Raw genomic sequence first — 14,467 nt, 5'->3', positions numbered from 1 at the left:
CGTGATCGAAACCGAACGGCTGATCCTGCGCCCGGTCGAGGACCGCGACCGGATTTCCCTGTGGGCGCAATGCCGCGATCCCGCCGTGATGCGCTACCTGCTTCCGGTCGTGGGCGAAGCCGCGCTGGACGCCATGATGGCGCGTATGACCGCGTCGCAGGCCGAGCATGGCTTCGCCTTCTGGGTCGTCGAGCGACGCTCCGACGGAGCGATGCTCGGGATCTGCGGGCTCAAGCCCGGCGCACCCGATACGCCGATCGAAGGCCTGCTCGAGATCGGATGGCGCTTCTCGCAGGCGTATTGGGGACAGGGGTACGCGCGTGAGGCGGCGTCGGCGACGCTCGACTGGGCATGGGCGAACCTGCCAGCCGCTCAGGTCGTGGCGATCACGGTACCCGACAATGCGGCAAGCTGGGGCTTGATGGAGCGCCTCGGAATGCACCGGATCGCCGATGGCGATTTCGATCATCCGCTGGTGGCCGACGACAGTCCGCTCAAGCGCCACATCCAGTATCGTATCGATCGGCCGCTGAATGACCCTATCGCCTAGCCGCGGCGGCCTGGTTCGTCCGCTGTTCGTCCTGACGATCCTGTCGAGTGCGTTCCTGTTGTTTCTGGTCCAGCCGATGGTCGCGCGGATGGCCTTGCCGCGTCTCGGCGGCGCACCGGCGGTGTGGAACTCGGCGATGCTGGTCTACCAGGCGCTGCTGCTCGGCGGTTATGCCTATGCGCATTGGCTCGGCCGGCTCGAACCCCGGTTGCAGGGGCGGGTGCACTTGGGCGTCCTGCTGCTTGCCGCGCTATGGTTGCCGATCGGGCTCGGCGCGATGCAGCCCGGGCCCAAGGCGCTGCCCGCACTCTGGGTGCCGTGGCTGCTGGTGCTGTCGATCGGACCGTTGTTCTTCGCCGTTTCGGCGCAGTCGCCGCTGCTGCAGCGCTGGTTCAGCCTGTCGCGACGCGGGCAGGACCCCTATGCGTTGTACGCCGCGTCCAATCTCGGCAGTTTCGTCGGCCTGCTCGCCTATCCGCTGCTGGTCGAACCGACCATGGCGCTGGTGGGTCAGCGATTGTTGTGGAGCAGCGGCTATATTCTCGTCGGGCTGCTGGTGGCGCTTTGTGCCGCTACGCTTCCACGCGATCGTCCGTTGCAGGCGGCGTCCCCGGTAACATCCCCGCCGCCGGGCCGTCGCCGCGTCGCGCACTGGATCCTGCTCGCGTTCGTGCCGTCCGGGCTGATGCTGGCGACCTCGACCTATATCACCACCGACATCGTCGCGATGCCGCTGTTGTGGGTGATCCCGCTCGGGCTGTATCTGCTGAGCTTCACGATCGCGTTTGCGCAGGATCGCACCGCCGCGGATATCCAGACGCGGATCGCGCCGATCGCGATCCTGCTGTTCGGCGGGATACTGGTCGGGGGCATGCCAGGGTTGCCGTATCTCGGCGCGATCATGGCGCTGGCGTTGTTGTTCCTCGTGTCGGTGTCGCTTCACACCGGCCTGTATCGACTGCGGCCCGCGCCGGACCGGCTCACCGGTTTTTATCTCGCGATGGCGTTCGGGGGGGCGCTGGGCGGCGTGTTCAGTGCGCTGGTCGCACCGCTGCTATTCGACTGGACATATGAATACCCGATCCTGATCCTTGCCGCGGGCGTGCTCACGCCGCACGCTTATCTGCTCGCGCCGCTACGATGGCTGTGGGCGACCGATCCGGCGCGGCGGCGAATACTGGTCCTTGCGGTCGCTGCGATCATGATCGTGGCGGTCTTCATCATGCTCGGCAATGCCGGGACTACCGACTCGCCGTCGTCGCTCCAGCAAGTCGTGCTGCTGGTGATCGTCGCGGTGGGCGTGCTCACGATCGGGACGCCAGTTGCGTTCGGGATCGCGCTGTTCGGGGCGCTGGTGGCGTTCGGCGGCTATCAGGCGATCGCGATCTCGCTCGAGCCGCTGGCGCGCACACGCAGCTATTTCGGGGTCTATACCGTCCACGGCTCGGCGACCGAGCGGCAGCTGGCGCACGGCACGACCGTCCACGGCACGCAGCTGCGCGGCTCACCCGCGCGCGAACGCACGCCGACCGCGTATTACGTGCCGGGGTCCGGAGTCGGGCAGGCGATGCAGGCGTTGCCGACGCTCTACGGTCCGGGCGCCCGCGTGGGGGTGGTTGGGCTCGGGACGGGCACGCTGGCCTGTTACGCGCGGCCTGGGCAGCACTGGCAGTTCTACGAGATCGATCCTGCGATCGTACGGATCGCGCGCGATACCGGCCAGTTCAGCTTCCTGTCGCGGTGCCTCCCCGATCCGACGATCGTGCTCGGCGATGCGCGGCTGAGCCTGGCGGGCGCGAAGGAGGCTTCGCTCGACCTGCTCGCGCTGGACGCCTTCTCGTCCGACTCGGTGCCGATGCATCTGCTGACGCGCGAGGCGTTTGCCAGCTATGCACGCGTGCTGTCCCCCCGCGGGGTGCTGCTGGTGCATATCTCCAACCGTTTCCTCGACCTCGAGCCGGTCGTGGCCGCGGCGGCGAAGGCGGGCGGATGGCAGGCGGTGACGCTGTTCTACATGCCGTCAAAGCCGGTGCGCGATGCGGCCACCATGTCGCAATGGATCGCACTGTCGCGCGATCCGGCGACGATCCGCTTATTGCAGGCCCGCGGCCGCGGCTGGCTGCCGGCGCGCGGTCGCAGTGGGTTCGTGCCGTGGACCGATGGCTATTCGACCATCCTGCCGCTGGTGAAGGGGCTCTAGGGGGACGGCTGTACCCGAACCATCGTCATGCAGGGCCTGTCCCGGGATCCACCGTGGCCTGGCCGGCACGCCCATGATACCGCCATTCGGGCGCCCCCATCACAAGGCCTGAGCGCCACATGGGCGCCATTACCGTTCGCGCAGGCGCGGCATCAGTTCGACGAAATTGCAGGGCTTGTGGCGGCTGTCGAGCTGGTCCTTGAGAATTCCGTCCCAACCGTCCTTCACCGCGCCGGTCGACCCGGGCAGCGCGAAGATATAGGTCCCGCGGGTGACGCAGGCGCACGCTCGCGACTGAACGGTCGACGTCCCGATCGACTTGAAGCTGAGCCAGCGGAACAGTTCGCCGAAGCCGGGGATCATCTTCTCGGCGATCCGCTCGACTGCCTCGGGTGTCACGTCGCGGCCGGTCACGCCGGTGCCGCCGGAGGTGATGACGCAATCGATCGTCTCGTCGTCGATCCAGCGGTGCAATACCGCCATGATCAGCCCGACGTCGTCCTTCACGATTTCACGATCGGCAAGGATATGTCCGGCTTCGCTCAGACGCGCCGTCAGCGTGTCGCCCGAACGATCCTCGGCCAGGCCGCGCGTATCCGAGACCGTCAGCACGGCGATGCGCACCGGGGTGAACGGCGCGTCGAAATCAATTGGCACTGGCGACCGCCTGACGACTATTGCTCGAGCTCAGACGAACCGCGGGGGCGCCGGGCAATCCCGGGAAGCGCGGCCACAGACCCTGCGCAAGCGCCGAGCGGCTAACCGATGCCTTGCGGCCGGTCTGCGTTTCATAGACCCAGTAGTTGCGCAGCACGGTCGTGACATAGCCACGGGTTTCCCAGTACGGGATCGATTCGATATAGAGCAGCGGGTCACCGTCGTCGCGGGCCTGCAAGTTCCACAGCTGCACCGGGCCGGGCCCGGCGTTATACGCTGCGATCACCTTCGGCAGCAGGCCATTGGTGCAGCTCTGGTCACGCAGCTGCTCTAGATAGCTCTGGCCGACCTCGAAATTGGTGCCCGGGCGCGATAGGGCGCTGCGATCGAAGACCCTCCCTTGCTTGCGCGCAATGTCGGTCGCGGCGCTCGGCATCACCTGCATCAGGCCATACGCCCCGGCCTTGCTCACGACATCGGTCCTGAAGCGCGACTCCTGGAGTGCGTGCGCGAAGACCAGCGCCTTGTCGACGCGCCAGCCGCCGTCGGGCGCCCAGTTCGGCGAGGGGAAGCGCGCTTCGAGCGGCGGCGATGCGCCGAGCGGGCCGTTATGCGACAGCCACACCAGCGTCGACGGCAGGTCGAGCGCGGAGGTCAGCCGGACGAGTGCCGGATATTCCGCCGCATTGCCGATCCGAGCCTGCTGCTTGATAACCTGGTCAGCCAGGCCGGTCTCACCGATCTCGACCAGTGCAGCGGCTACGCGAACGTTGGGACGGCGCTCGAGCGTCTGCCAGTCACCGGCAAACGCCTTGGCGCTCGATGGAAGTGGGGCTTCCTTGATCGCCAGCGCTTGGCGGGCAAGCAGGCCGTAGAAGGTCTCGCGATATTGCGCGGCGTTCTTCAGCCGTGCCTCGACCCGGTCCGGGCGCCCACATTGCATGTCCGCCCGCGCCGCCCAGTACAGCCCGGCCGAACGCAGATCGGTATCACCCGCGCGGGCCGCGACGTTTTCGAACGCGGTACCTGCGGCGACGCAGTCATGCTGCCGCCACGCTGCCAGCGCTCCGACCCACATCGCCTCGACCGCGAAGTCGCCATAGCCGGTGGACGCCTTGGCAGCCATCGCTCGGGCGTTATTGTCGTCGCCAGCGAGGTAGTACATCCACGCGACCTTGCGCTGCCACTCGGTAATCGAGTCCTGCGAAAGCCCGTAGGTCGATTCGAGCAACGCCTGTGCTTCCGCGCCACGATCGTCCTTGACCAGCGGCTGCATCTTGATGGCAAGTTCGGCGGCGGTCATGTCGCCCGCAACGATGCTGCGTGCCCGTTTGCGCGCCGGCGCACCGTCGATCCAGATCAGCGCGCGGGCCTCGGGCAGCGGGGGCAGCCCGATCCCGCCACGCGATGCGGCCATGGTCGCGATCTGCTTCGCCTGGGGCAGTTCCGGCGCATCGGCCAGCAGCTTGAGCAGCGGGTCGAGATCGGCCTTGGGCGATCCCTTCGCCGTCACCAGTTCGGCGCGCGCGATCGCGTGGAGCGGTCCCGGCTTCATCGAATCCAGCGCCAGTTGGGCATCGAGCCAGCGCTGATCGCGGATCGCGGCGAACACCGCGCGATAGCCATCGCGCTGCTCCGGATCGAGCTGCGGCGGAATGGCGGGCCGGGCGACACTGGTTTCGATACCGGCGGGTTCGCCCGCTGCGAGCGCGGCCTCCGGCGCGAAGACGGCGGTGCCGGCGAGCGCCAGCGCAACCGTCAGGAATTTTTTTCCGCTCATGCGTCCAACCCTGCGATCAGCATTTGTAAATCCTTCCAGGCGCGCGCTTTTTCGGCAGGCCGTTCGAGCAGGAGACGCGGGTGGTAACTCGCCACCGTCTCCACCGCGACCGATGCCCCGGATTGTCCAACTTCCACATTAACCAACTGCAAACTGCCTCGCGATCGCGTCACATCTGCCCCGGTGAGCGCACGGCTCGACGCGTTCCCTAGCACAAACAGCCGCTTCGGTGCCACTATTGCGACATGATGCCGAATCAGCTCGCCCAAACGCGTCTCGATTTCGGGAGCAATCCGCCCGGCGACCGGTCGAATGGTGCACATCGGCACGACATATACGCTGTTCCGGTCGCGCCCGATTGCCGCGAGCATCCGGTCGAACAGGCGACCCGCCGCGCCGCTGAGCAGCGTACCCGATTCGGCATCCTCGCGATCGGGGACGTCGGTGATCACCATAATGGCCGATTGCGGATTGCCGCTCGTAGCGATCGGCGATCCGGCCCATGTTGCTTCAGGGGCGTCCGGTCCGGTCCGCCACGCCGCGAAGGCGTCGATGGTGGCGGGCAGCGCCTGCACCACCGGTACGGCGGCTTCCGCTACGACACGTCGCTTCGTTTCGCGCACGACCGGGGCGGGGGCGGCGGTCCAGTCGCGCGGCAGCTCGTCCGCAAGCGTGTCGACTCCGGCCTCACGCCACCAGTCGAGCGTGCTCGCGACCGCAATTTGCCAATCGATATTCTGGTCTGCCCCCATGGCTTCCTTAGAGTCCTATGTTGACGCGAAGGTCAATTCACTGGCACTCGGTTTTTATGGCGATGGGGCCGGACGTTCCGCGCGCGCGACGAGACCGCGCCGCCCTATCCGCAGTGGAGAGACACCTTGAGCGACACTGAAACCCAGCGTGAGTCGATGCCCTATGACGTTGTGATCGTCGGAGCGGGCCCTGCCGGCCTATCCGCCGCGATCCGCCTCAAACAGGTCGCGGCCGAACGTGAAATCGAATTGTCGGTATGCGTCCTCGAGAAAGGCTCGGAAGTCGGCGCGCACATCCTGTCGGGTGCGGTGATCGACCCGAAATCGCTCGACGAACTGCTGCCCGAATGGCGCACGATGGGCTGCCCGCTTGCCGAGGTGCCGGTGACCGACAACCAGCACTGGATGCTGTCCAAGCGTGGCAAGACCGCGGTGCCGCATTTCATCACCCCGGGCTTCATGCACAACAAGGGCACCTACACCGGCAGCCTAGCCAATCTGTGCCGCTGGCTGGCGGGGCAGGCGGAGGAGCTCGGGGTCGAGATCTTCCCCGGGTTCGCCGCGGCCGAGGTGCTCTACAACGACGATGGCTCGGTGAAGGGCGTCGCAACCGGCGACATGGGGATCGCGCGCGACGGTTCGCACAAGGGCGACTATACGCCCGGGCTCGAGATTCACGCGAAGTACACTTTCCTGAGCGAGGGCGCGCGCGGATCGCTGTCGAAGCAGATCATCGCGAAATACGATCTTGCCAAGGACAGCCAGCCGCAGGTGTACGGCATCGGCATCAAGGAATTGTGGGACATCGCGCCCGACAAGCATGTTCCCGGCCGCGTGATCCATACGCAGGGCTGGCCGCTCAACGAGACGCCGGGCTCGAACGGCGGGGGTTTCCTTTACCATCAGGCGAACGGCCAGGTCGCGCTCGGCTTCGTCACGTGGCTGAGCTATACCAATCCCTACCTTTCGCCGTTCCATGAGATGCAGCGCTGGAAGACGCACCCCGCGATCGCCGAGATCCTCAAGGGGGCGAAGCGCGTCTCCTACGGCGCGCGCGCAATCAGCGACGGTGGCTTGCAGTCGATCCCCAAGCTGGCGTTCCCGGGTGGCGCGTTGATCGGCTGCTCGGCCGGGTTCCTCAACGTCCCGCGCATCAAGGGCACGCATACCGCGATGAAGTCGGGCATGATGGCCGCCGAAGCTGCGGTCGAGGCGATCGCCTCGCAGCGCGCGCATGACGAACTGGCCGCATACCCGGCTGCGTTCGAGCAGAGCTGGGTCAAGAAGGAGCTGTCGGTCGTCCGCAACGTCGTGCCGCTGGTCGAGAAGTTCGGCGAACTCATCGGGTCGGGCCTCGCCAACGCGACGATGTGGCTGGAGAGCTGGGGAGTGAAGATGCCCTTCACGATGAAGCATCATGCCAACCACAAGACGCTGTGGCGCAAGGATCAGGTCAAGCCGATCATCTACCCCAAGCCCGATGGCGTGCTGACCTTCGACCGGCTGTCGTCGGTGTTCATCTCGAACACGAACCATGAGGAGAACCAGCCGGTTCACCTCAAGCTCGCCGATCCCGACATCCCGGTGAAGTACGACCTGCCGATGTATGACGAGCCGGCGCAGCGCTATTGCCCGGCGGGTGTCTATGAGATCGTCGGTGCGGAAGAGGGCAACCCTAAGTTCGTCATCAACGCGCAGAACTGCGTCCATTGCAAGACGTGCGACATCAAGGACCCGACCCAGAACATCAACTGGACGGTGCCGGAAGGCGGCGGCGGGCCGAACTATCCGAACATGTGACGGGCTCTCCTCGGCGCCGGCCGCCATCCGGACGGAGGCCGGGGCCCGGTCGTCAGCCGGGCGCGGCGGTGCAATGGGGCGCTGGAATCGTCAGGGGTGTTTCACCACCATGCCAGCCCGGGCCTGCGCCGGGGTGACGGCCAGCCCCCGTTGAAGCGGTCCCGCAGCGCGCGGGGCCGATCCTGAAAGCCGTTGTTATCCCCGGTGCGTATCACCATAAACCGGCCACGACTGAGCCCCGTCCTTCGCCGGGGGAGTGGAATTTGCAAGACTGGCCTTGATGATCACCGAACGTGCGCCCGCCAAGATCAACCTCGCGCTCCACGTCCGCGCGCGCCGCGCGGACGGCTACCATGAACTCGAGACGCTGTTCGCTTTCGTGGCGGATGGCGACACGGTGACGCTCGCGCCTGGTCCGCTTTCACTGACGATAACCGGACCGTTCGCCGCTGGCCTGTCGGGCGAGGGCGACAATCTCGTGCTGCGCGCAGCGCGCGGCTTTGCCGAGCGGTTCGGGACCAGCGTCGGCGGCGCCTTCACGCTCGACAAGCATCTGCCGGTCGCTTCGGGGATCGGCGGTGGGTCGGCAGATGCGGCCGCCGCGCTCCGTGCGCTCGCGCGGGCGAACGACATCGCGACCGATGATCCGCGCCTGTTCGACCTTGCGGCAGACCTAGGGTCCGACGTGCCGGCATGCCTGCTCGGGCGGACCGCGTTGGGGCAGGGACGCGGCGAGCGGCTCGACCCGCTCGACGGGCCAACCGGCATGCCGGCGCTGCTGGTCAATCCGGGCGTAGCGGTTTCCACGGCGGCGGTGTTCAAGGCATGGGACGGGGTCGATCGCGGCGGGATGCCCGATGGCGACGTGCTGTCACTCGCGCTTGCCGGGCGCAACGATCTCGAAGCCCCTGCGCGCGCGCTGGCACCCGAGATCGATGCTGTGCTCGCGGTGCTGAGCGACGGCGTTCCGGTGCTGGCGCGCATGTCGGGATCGGGCGCGACGTGTTTTGCACTCTACGCGACCCTAGCCGATCGCGCCGCCGCTACGGCCCGGATCCGCGCTGCGCATCCTACGTGGTGGTGTCTCGAAACGGCACTCGCGTGACGGTTTTCCGTATCGGAATGGGACCCGTTCCGCGGCCCATGTGGCCGAATCGTCGGAAATCCGGGAATGGCCCGGTGCTTGCTGCTGGGACGCACGATGGGTCCGCCGCCCCCCGTGGTACGCCCATCGATGGTCCGCGTTTCGGCCGCGCGCCATCCTGGATGCGGGGCGGCAAGGGCAACCTTGCCGCCCCCACGCCCCAATGACCGTCGCGCGCATCCTTGACGGGGAGCCCGGCGGCATCCTGCTGATCTGCGATCACGCCTCGAACGCGGTGCCGTCCGGCATCGACCTCGGCGTCGCGCCGGCGTTGCTCGACAAGCATATCGGCGTGGATATCGGCGCCGCACCGTTGACCGAGGCGCTGGCCGTGACACTCGGCGCGCCGGCGATCCTGGCCACGGTCTCGCGACTGGTGATCGATCTCCATCGCCAGCCCGACCATCCGGGGCTGATCCCGACGCTGAGCGATGGCCATGCCATTCCCGGCAACGAAGGGGTCGATCGGTTCGAGCGGATCGCGCGCCTGTACGGCCCCTATCATCGCGCGATCGAGGCACGGATTCGCGCGATCCGGCCGACGCTGCTCGTGTCGATCCACAGCTTTACGCCGCAACTCGAAACCGCGGATGGGCCAATGCGCCCGTGGGAGATCGGCATCCTGTCGAACCGCGATCGACGCGCGGCGGACCTGGCCTTGCCCTTGCTGGCGGCGCAGGGGCTGGTCGTAGGGGACAATGAGCCTTATTCGGGCCGGGTGCTCAACGCGACGCTCAACCGGCACGGCGAGGCACGGGGGATCGCCAGCATCGCGATCGAAATTCGCAACGACTTGATTGCAGACGGCGAGGGCGTTTGGCGTTGGAACGACATTCTCGCCCCGATTCTTAGCGATATTCGTAATAGACTTGCGCCGGAGGGGCTTCTCGCGACATAGGCGCGCGCATGACACGCACTTTCGATAAATCGAGGCTCCCCAGCCGTCACGTTTCGGTGGGACCCGAGCGCAGCCCGCATCGCAGCTATTATTACGCGATGGGGATCGCTGAGGAGGATATCGCCAAGCCGTTCGTCGCCCTGGCGAGCGCCGGCAATAACTCCGCGCCGTGCAATACCACGCTCGATGCGCAGGCCGATGCCGCGCAGGCGGGTGTCATCAGTGGCGGCGGGATGCCGCGGCGATTCAACACGATCACCGTGACCGACGGAATCGCGATGGGCCACCAGGGGATGAAGTCCTCGCTCGTCAGCCGCGAAGTGATCGCCGATTCGGTCGAGCTGTCGGTCCGTGGGCATTGCTATGACGCGCTGGTCGGGTTCGCCGGGTGCGACAAATCACTGCCGGGAATGATGATGGCGATGCTACGGCTCAACGTGCCCAGCATCTTCGTCTATGGCGGCTCGATCCTGCCGGGTCGCTTCCACGACAAGGACGTGACGGTCGTGGACGTGTTCGAGGCGGTCGGCAAATATGCCGCGGGCGGGTGCCCGTTGCAGGAGCTGATCGAGCTCGAGAAGGTCGCATGTCCCGGCCATGGCGCATGCGGTGGCCAGTTCACCGCGAACACGATGGCCTGCGTCGGCGAGGCGATCGGCCTGTCGCTCCCCAATTCCAACATGATGCCCGCACCGTATCGTGGCCGCGACGAGATCGCGATCGCGGCGGGGGATCAGGTCATGGAACTGATCGCGCGCAACATCCGTCCGCGCGACATCTGCACGCGCGAGGCGTTCATCAACGCGGCGCGCGTCGTCGCGGCGACCGGGGGGTCGACCAACGCCGCGCTGCATCTCCCCGCGATGGCGAGCGAGGCTGGGATCGAATTTGATCTGTTCGACGTAGCTGAGGCATTCAAATCAACACCTTACATCGCTGATCTCAAGCCTGGCGGAAAGTATGTCGCCAAGGACATGTACGAAGCCGGTGGTGTCTACATGCTGATGAAGACGATGCTCGCGGGCGGTTTCCTCGACGGCAATTGCCTGACGGTGACCGGCAAGACGCTCGGCGAGAACATCGATCAGGTGACGTGGAACCCCGACCAGAAGGTCATCTACGACGTCAAGACGCCGCTGTCGGCGACCGGCGGCGTGGTCGGGCTGCGCGGATCGCTCGCGCCCGATGGTGCGATCGTCAAGGTCGCGGGGATGCACCGGCTTCAGTTCGAAGGTCCGGCGCGCGTGTTCGATTGCGAGGAGGATTGCTTCGCCGCGGTTGAAGCGCGCGCGATCAACGAAGGCGAGGTCATCGTCATCCGCTACGAAGGCCCCAAGGGTGGCCCAGGGATGCGCGAAATGCTCTCGACCACCGCAGCGCTGTACGGCCTTGGTCTTGGCGAGAAGGTCGCGCTGATCACTGACGGGCGGTTCTCCGGCGGAACGCGCGGGTTCTGTATCGGTCACGTCGGCCCCGAGGCGGCCGAGGGCGGCCCGATCGCGCTGGTCGAGAATGGTGACATGATACGGATCGACGCCGAGGCCGGGACGATCGACCTCGACGTTCCGGCCGAGACGCTCGCGGACCGCAAGGCGAACTGGTCCGCCCGCGTCAACGATTACCAGTCGGGTGCGCTGTGGCGCTATTCGCAGACGGTAGGTCCTGCCTATAAGGGTGCGGTCACGCACCCTGGAGCGGCAACCGAACGGCATGTTTACGCGGATATCTAGTCTGGTCCTGTCCGCCCTCCTGCTCGCCGGCTGTGGCGAGCGGGAGGGCGACCATACCGTCCGCGCGCAGCAAAATGCCGAGCTACCAACGGTGTTCTGCGCGCATGGCGGCACGTCGCAGCTTGTCCGCGCGTGCACGATCGAGCGAATGCAGACGCAATCCGGCGTGGTGCTGACGCTGCGGCATGCCGACGGTGCGTTCCGGCGATTGCTGGTAACGCACGATGGTCGCGGCGTGATCGCCGCGGACGGCGCGCAACAGGCGGTGGTCCGCGTGCTTGGAGCGGGGGAGGTCGAGGTCGGCGTAGGCGGCGATCGCTATCGCTTGCCAGAGGCGGTCAGGGGCGTACCGAGCATCCCATGAAACCGATGGAAGGAACCGTCCTGCTCACGGCCGCAGCAATGCGGCACGCGGAAGCGCAGGCGATGGCTGCGGGCACCAGCGTCGACAGCCTGATGCTGATGGCCGGTCGTGCTGTCGCCGAGGCGGTACGGCGGCTCGCCGGCAATGCCGACATCCTCGTTGTCTGCGGGCCCGGCAACAATGGCGGCGATGGCTATGTCGCCGCGTCCGCGCTGCGCGCTATGGGGCTGGTGGTGCGCGTCGCCGCATCGGGTCCGCCGGGGAGCGATGCCGCGCGCGCTGCCCTGGCGCGCTGGACGGGTGCGGTCGAGCCGCTGGCCTCCGCTGCGCCCGCGCCGATCCTGGTCGATGCGGTGTTCGGGACCGGTTTGTCGCGTCCCCTCGCGGCGGGGCTCGCGGAGGCGCTGCTCAGGCTGTGCAGCGGCGCGCGGCTGACGATCGCGGTCGACTTGCCGAGCGGGGTGGCGACCGACAATGGCGCGGTACCCGGCGATGCGGTCGTCGCGGACGTGACGCTGGCGCTGGGTCATGCCAAGCCGTCGCATCTGCTGGTTCCCGCGGCGGCGCACTGCGGGGCGGTACGGGTGCTCGACATCGGTCTGGGCACCGTCTCCGACCAATCGCTGCGCGTTGCCAGCCGTCCGGCGTTTCTCACCGATCCCGGTTCTTCGGCGCACAAATATACGCGCGGCATGGTTGCCGTGATCGCGGGGGCGATGCCCGGCGCGGCGGAACTCTCCGCCGAAGCGGCGCTGCGGGCGGGCGCGGGCTACGTCCTGCTGCTGGGCGATACCGGGACCACCGTGCCGCACGCGATCGTCCGGCGGGGCTTCGACGAGGCCGCGCTGGCCGACCCGCGGATTGGCGTGATCGTCATCGGTCCCGGTCTGGGGCGAGACGATCGGGCGGCCCGTTTCCTGGATACCGCGCTTGCGGCGAAGGCCGCGTTGCTGATCGATGGCGACGCGCTGCACCTGCTTGACGCGGCGCGGCGCGCGATCGTTCGTGAGCGCACCGCGCCGACGATCCTGACGCCGCATGAAGGCGAATTCGATACCGTTTTTGGCAAGAGCGATGCCCCCCGGATCGAACGCGCCCAACGCGCGGCGCAGGACGTCGAGGCAATCGTCGTCTTCAAGGGCGCGAGTACGATCATCGCCGGCCCGGATGGACAAGCGATCGTGACGCCGCCGGCCGACCCTTGGCTTTCGACCGCGGGGACTGGCGACGTCCTTACCGGGGCGATCGGCGCGCTGGTCGCTGGACGCGCGCTGTACGACGTGCCGCTGCTCGACATGGTTGCCGCCGGTGTATGGCTTCACTCGGAAGCGGCGCGTCGGCTCGACCGTGCCTTTATCGCCGATGATCTTGCACACGCGCTCAGCGTCGCTAGGGCGAACGCATGACCGATACCATCGTACGAGTAGCGGCACGCGGTGACGGCGTGACCGCCGACGGCCGTCATGCCGCCTTCGCCGCGCCGGGCGACCAGCTGACTGCGGACAATGTGGTGGTTCCCGGCCCGCACCATCGGACCCCGCCCTGCCGGCATTTCCCCGAATGCGGCGGGTGCCAGCTGCAGCATCTCGACGATGCGAGTTATTCCGACTTCCTGGTCGACCGGATCGCGGGCGCGTTGGCCGCACAGCATCTGCAGGCGGACATCCGCCGCCCGCTGCTGTCTCCGCCGCGCACGCGGCGGCGGGCGACCTTGCATGCGGAGGTAAAGGGGGGAACGGTCAAGCTTGGGTTCAGCGCATCGGCGAGCCATGAGATCGTGGATCTCAGAGAATGCCACGTCCTGACGCCGGGCCTGTTCGCGTTGCTCGCGCCGTTGCGCAAGCTGCTGGTGCGCACGCTCAAGGGCAGGGCGCGCGTTCATTTGACCGAAGTCGATCAGGGCGTCGATCTGCTGATCGAGGGGACACTCGCCGACGGTCTAGCCGTCGCCGAGGCGATGACGGCGTTCTGCGCCAGCCATGCCATCGCCCGGCTGTCGATCGACGACGGCCTCGGTCCAGAGACCCGCTGGGAGCCCGAAGGCGTGACGATCACACTGGGGGACGTCGCGGTGCCGTTCCCGCCCGCCGCCTTTCTCCAGGCAACGCGCGAAGGCGAAGCGAGCCTGATCGCGGCGGTGCGTGAGGCGATCGGACCAGTGCGCGGCGCGACCGCGGATCTGTTCGCCGGGCTGGGGACGTTTGCGCTCTCGCTCGCTGGGAAGGTTTATGCCGCAGAGGCCGGGCGCGATGCGATCCTCGCGTTGCAGGCCGGCGCGAGCCGCGCCGGGCGCGCCCTGTTCACCGAGCATCGCGACCTGTTCCGCCGACCGTTGACCAGTGCCGAATGTTCGCGCTTCGCCGCGGTCGTGCTCGATCCACCCCGCTCCGGCGCGCGCGAGCAAATTGCCCAGCTGGCCGCGTCAACCGTTCCCGCGATAGCGTATGTTTCGTGTAATCCCAGTAGTTTCGCCCGGGATGCGGAGATATTGTACAAGGGCGGTTACCGGATAGAATGGATCCAACCGGTCGGCCAGTTCCGCTGGTCGACGCATGCCGAACTGGCGGCGCTGTTCCGGAAGTAGCGTCCAAG

Annotated in this window: 12 protein-coding genes; 9 read left to right on the top strand and 3 right to left on the bottom strand. The window is 67.1% G+C overall.

All coding sequences use genetic code 11. The annotated features are described in order from the left end of the window. Position 1 precedes the first annotated feature (1 nt). Together L8K25_RS01565 and L8K25_RS01560 are read left to right on the top strand one after the other, a co-directional pair. Positions 2-550: a GNAT family N-acetyltransferase gene (locus L8K25_RS01565; protein ID WP_242137175.1), complete on the top strand. Its 549-nt coding sequence runs from the start codon at positions 2-4 to the stop codon at positions 548-550. Further along, complete coding sequence (locus L8K25_RS01560) at positions 534-2,750, top strand: fused MFS/spermidine synthase (RefSeq protein WP_242137174.1); 2,217 nt, start codon at positions 534-536, stop codon at positions 2,748-2,750. The genes L8K25_RS01565 and L8K25_RS01560 overlap by 17 nt, the downstream gene beginning before the upstream one ends. 129 nt (positions 2,751-2,879) lie before the next feature. Here L8K25_RS01560 and moaB read toward each other — a convergent pair whose 3' ends face one another. From moaB to L8K25_RS01545, 3 genes are read right to left on the bottom strand one after another with little or no spacing between them, the layout of a single operon-like run. Next, the gene (gene moaB / locus L8K25_RS01555) at positions 2,880-3,407 is read right to left on the bottom strand and encodes a molybdenum cofactor biosynthesis protein B (protein ID WP_242137173.1); all 528 of its coding nucleotides are present in this window, start codon (positions 3,405-3,407) and stop codon (positions 2,880-2,882) included. Further along, positions 3,397-5,187 carry a lytic transglycosylase domain-containing protein gene (locus tag L8K25_RS01550; RefSeq protein ID WP_242137172.1) on the bottom strand — a complete coding sequence of 597 codons (1,791 nt, stop codon included), beginning with the start codon at positions 5,185-5,187 and terminating at the stop codon, positions 3,397-3,399. The genes moaB and L8K25_RS01550 overlap by 11 nt, the downstream gene beginning before the upstream one ends. Beyond that, positions 5,184-5,939, bottom strand: coding sequence for a uracil-DNA glycosylase (locus L8K25_RS01545; RefSeq protein ID WP_242137171.1), 756 nt, complete (start codon positions 5,937-5,939; stop codon positions 5,184-5,186). The genes L8K25_RS01550 and L8K25_RS01545 overlap by 4 nt, the downstream gene beginning before the upstream one ends. Positions 5,940-6,095: 156 nt before the next feature. Between L8K25_RS01545 and L8K25_RS01540 the strand changes: the two genes are divergently transcribed. From L8K25_RS01540 to L8K25_RS01510, 7 genes are all read left to right on the top strand, one after another. Then, positions 6,096-7,739, top strand: coding sequence for an electron transfer flavoprotein-ubiquinone oxidoreductase (locus tag L8K25_RS01540; RefSeq protein ID WP_242137868.1), 1,644 nt, complete (start codon positions 6,096-6,098; stop codon positions 7,737-7,739). A gap of 280 nt (positions 7,740-8,019) precedes the next feature. Further along, positions 8,020-8,844: a 4-(cytidine 5'-diphospho)-2-C-methyl-D-erythritol kinase gene (locus L8K25_RS01535; protein WP_242137170.1), complete on the top strand. Its 825-nt coding sequence runs from the start codon at positions 8,020-8,022 to the stop codon at positions 8,842-8,844. Between the two features lie 202 nt (positions 8,845-9,046). After that, positions 9,047-9,781: an N-formylglutamate amidohydrolase gene (locus tag L8K25_RS01530; RefSeq protein WP_242137169.1), complete on the top strand. Its 735-nt coding sequence runs from the start codon at positions 9,047-9,049 to the stop codon at positions 9,779-9,781. 8 nt (positions 9,782-9,789) lie between these two features. After that, entirely contained in the window at positions 9,790-11,511 is a 1,722-nt protein-coding gene (ilvD, locus tag L8K25_RS01525; RefSeq protein ID WP_242137168.1) for a dihydroxy-acid dehydratase, read from the top strand. Next, positions 11,492-11,875, top strand: coding sequence for a hypothetical protein (locus L8K25_RS01520; RefSeq protein WP_242137167.1), 384 nt, complete (start codon positions 11,492-11,494; stop codon positions 11,873-11,875). Before ilvD ends, L8K25_RS01520 begins: the two co-directional genes overlap by 20 nt. Further along, positions 11,872-13,281 (top strand): NAD(P)H-hydrate dehydratase, encoded by a 1,410-nt coding sequence (locus L8K25_RS01515; protein WP_242137166.1) that lies wholly within the window; start codon positions 11,872-11,874, stop codon positions 13,279-13,281. Before L8K25_RS01520 ends, L8K25_RS01515 begins: the two co-directional genes overlap by 4 nt. Continuing rightward, complete coding sequence (locus L8K25_RS01510) at positions 13,278-14,459, top strand: class I SAM-dependent RNA methyltransferase (RefSeq protein ID WP_242137165.1); 1,182 nt, start codon at positions 13,278-13,280, stop codon at positions 14,457-14,459. Before L8K25_RS01515 ends, L8K25_RS01510 begins: the two co-directional genes overlap by 4 nt. Positions 14,460-14,467 lie beyond the last annotated feature (8 nt).

The sequence above is a fragment of the Sphingomonas sp. TREG-RG-20F-R18-01 genome (assembly GCF_022662475.1).
GTDB lineage: Bacteria > Pseudomonadota > Alphaproteobacteria > Sphingomonadales > Sphingomonadaceae > Sphingomonas.
This window is presented reverse-complemented; position numbering and strand designations above follow the sequence as displayed.

What these genes read in the sequence shown, in the direction of transcription:
- L8K25_RS01560 (WP_242137174.1), top strand. Translation starts at nt 534, where the DNA reads ATGACCCTATCGCCTAGCCGCGGCGGCCTGGTTCGTCCGCTGTTCGTC.
- L8K25_RS01550 (WP_242137172.1), bottom strand. Translation starts at nt 5,187, where the DNA reads ATGAGCGGAAAAAAATTCCTGACGGTTGCGCTGGCGCTCGCCGGCACC.
- L8K25_RS01545 (WP_242137171.1), bottom strand. Translation starts at nt 5,939, where the DNA reads ATGGGGGCAGACCAGAATATCGATTGGCAAATTGCGGTCGCGAGCACG.
- L8K25_RS01540 (WP_242137868.1), top strand. Translation starts at nt 6,096, where the DNA reads ATGCCCTATGACGTTGTGATCGTCGGAGCGGGCCCTGCCGGCCTATCC.
- L8K25_RS01535 (WP_242137170.1), top strand. Translation starts at nt 8,020, where the DNA reads ATGATCACCGAACGTGCGCCCGCCAAGATCAACCTCGCGCTCCACGTC.
- L8K25_RS01530 (WP_242137169.1), top strand. Translation starts at nt 9,047, where the DNA reads ATGACCGTCGCGCGCATCCTTGACGGGGAGCCCGGCGGCATCCTGCTG.
- ilvD (WP_242137168.1), top strand. Translation starts at nt 9,790, where the DNA reads ATGACACGCACTTTCGATAAATCGAGGCTCCCCAGCCGTCACGTTTCG.
- L8K25_RS01520 (WP_242137167.1), top strand. Translation starts at nt 11,492, where the DNA reads ATGTTTACGCGGATATCTAGTCTGGTCCTGTCCGCCCTCCTGCTCGCC.
- L8K25_RS01515 (WP_242137166.1), top strand. Translation starts at nt 11,872, where the DNA reads ATGAAACCGATGGAAGGAACCGTCCTGCTCACGGCCGCAGCAATGCGG.
- L8K25_RS01510 (WP_242137165.1), top strand. Translation starts at nt 13,278, where the DNA reads ATGACCGATACCATCGTACGAGTAGCGGCACGCGGTGACGGCGTGACC.